Consider the following 2,035-nt stretch of genomic DNA (forward strand, 5'->3'; position numbering starts at 1 on the left):
AACTACTTCAGCATTCAGCCCGCTGACCGCCCGATGCGTGACATTGCTTCCTTCGGTTTCCCCGGAAACGGCCCCTGTATCAAGGTGGTACCGTTTGGCTTCGGGGTGTCCGCAGGAACCGGCACCATGGATGATGACAGTCCCTTCCGTCCTTACCGCCGCAACTGCCGCGGCAATGGTGGCAAGGCTCTCACGGTTGATTGCGCAGTCGGCGCTCTTATCAGTAAGTATGCTCCCGCCGAGTTTTAAAAGTACCCTGTCAGACATTTTTCTCCTTTCGCACGCCTTCCGTATCGATAGCAGTCACGATGGCCCGCCCGTCGCAGGACTCGATAGCCTTTGCCACGCGGTGCTTGAGCTGCTTGGGGCAGAGGGCCACCATGCTCCCGCCACCGCCAGCCCCCGTGATCTTCGCACCGAACGCCCCGGCCTGGCGGGAGGCAAGGATCATCTTTGCCAGCTGCGGGTGCCCGACACCCAGGACCTCGAGGAGCGAGTTGTTCATATTCATATATCGCCCGAGCTCGCGGGGATTACTCAGCTGGTGGATGGCACTCATGCTGACGCCCTGGATCGCATCGAGGACCGGGTCAACAATCTCCGGGTGCCTCTTTTTGAGATCGGCCACCTGCTCGACCATCCGCGATGTGCTGTGGGAGACCTGCGAGTCCCCGATCACGAGGTGCATGTTCTGCGGGGGAAGCCTCCGCCGCGAACCGCCCGTGATGAGGACGATGCCGCCATAAGTCGAGACCGTGGTGTCCGTGGGACTGGCCCGCCCCTTCTGCACGGTTTTCTCGATCTCGAACGCTATGTCGGCGATCTCCTCGCGGGTTTTGTTCAGGTTGAATTCGTCGTTGATGGCTGCAAGCGTTGCAACCGTGACCGCTGCAGAGGATCCGAGGCCTGATGAACTCGGGATCTGCGAGTTGATGTATACGCTCCCGATGACGCCCATCTGCTCAAAGCAGCTGTCAATGTAAGGTGACTTTGCCCGCGACGGCCTTTTTGTGTCGCGGACGGTGACGAAGACACGGGGCCGGATGGCCATAGCTATACCCATCTTACCGTATACCACCGCATGCTCGCCGAACAGGAAGACCTTGCCCGGCGCACTCCATGTTGCCAACCTAGATCACCGCAATACTGGCATAGCCCACGACGGACTCGTAGTCACCCGTGGTCTCACCGCTTGTCGCGTACCGGATCAGCTCCGCAGTCTTCGCACCCAGGCCGGAACAGGCCGTCACCATGGCGGTGATCGGGCCATAACCGCAGGCTGTGATCCGCTTCTCCGCGATCCGCCGGTAGAATTCCTTTGTGTCAAGACTCCTGAGGGCATCGATTGCAAAGAGGTCCTCTTCCTTTGCCTTCTTCTCGGGCACGTAGTGCGAGAAGTCGCTCGACGCAACGATCCGTACGTCGCGTTTTGTCCTGTGGATCGCATCGAGGATCTTCTCCCCGAGGAGGACCGCTCCCGGGTAGTCCTGCTGCCCCATCATCACCGGCGCGATCCGGGCCCGGGGGAAGCGGTACTTTATGAACGGTACCTGAACCTCAAGTGAGTGCTCGTCACGGTGGGAGAGTTCGTCAGTCTCCATATCGAGAGCCCGGACGAACTCCGTATCCGTGTCCACGACACCGAGCGGGGTTTCCCATGGGACCTCGGAGACGCAGGTGATGTACCCGCGGTGCGACGGCCCGATGATGACAAAGGTGCCGGAAAAGTCGGGAGGAATGGTGCCAAAGGCGGTCGCCGCCACCTCGCCCGAATAGATGTACCCGGCGTGGGGTGAGACAATGCCGAGCGGCCTTCCTGCCACGTTTGGAACTGCCGAGAAGAACTTCTCCAGCAGCTGCTCGAGGTGGGAGGGCTCGCGCGGATAGAACATGCCAGCCACTGCGCATGCACGCATTTTCATCGCATCAACCCTCTGGTTCTCCTGTTATATCCAGATATCGGTTGCAGGAAAAAAGGAAAGACCGGGGATTTTAAAAGTCGGTCTCGAAGTCCTCGGAGGTGAGTGCCGTGGAG

Annotated in this window: 2 protein-coding genes and 1 pseudogene; all 3 read right to left on the reverse strand. The window is 59.9% G+C overall.

Annotation, left to right across the window (positions count from 1 at the left end):
- A pseudogene (locus tag CW742_RS11265) lies at window positions 1–267 on the reverse strand (uridylate kinase); the annotation flags it as partial.
- The gene (gene mvk / locus CW742_RS11270) at window positions 260–1,129 is read right to left on the reverse strand and encodes a mevalonate kinase (RefSeq protein ID WP_292420441.1); all 870 of its coding nucleotides are present in this window, start codon (window positions 1,127–1,129) and stop codon (window positions 260–262) included. The pseudogene CW742_RS11265 and the gene mvk, both read right to left, overlap by 8 nt.
- A 1-nt stretch (window position 1,130) precedes the next feature.
- Window positions 1,131–1,922, reverse strand: a complete 792-nt coding sequence (gene amrB / locus CW742_RS11275; RefSeq protein WP_292420442.1) for an AmmeMemoRadiSam system protein B — start codon at window positions 1,920–1,922, stop codon at window positions 1,131–1,133.
- Window positions 1,923–2,035 lie beyond the last annotated feature (113 nt).

Source organism: Methanoregula sp. (genome assembly GCF_002835825.1).
In the GTDB taxonomy this organism is placed as follows: domain Archaea; phylum Halobacteriota; class Methanomicrobia; order Methanomicrobiales; family Methanospirillaceae; genus Methanoregula.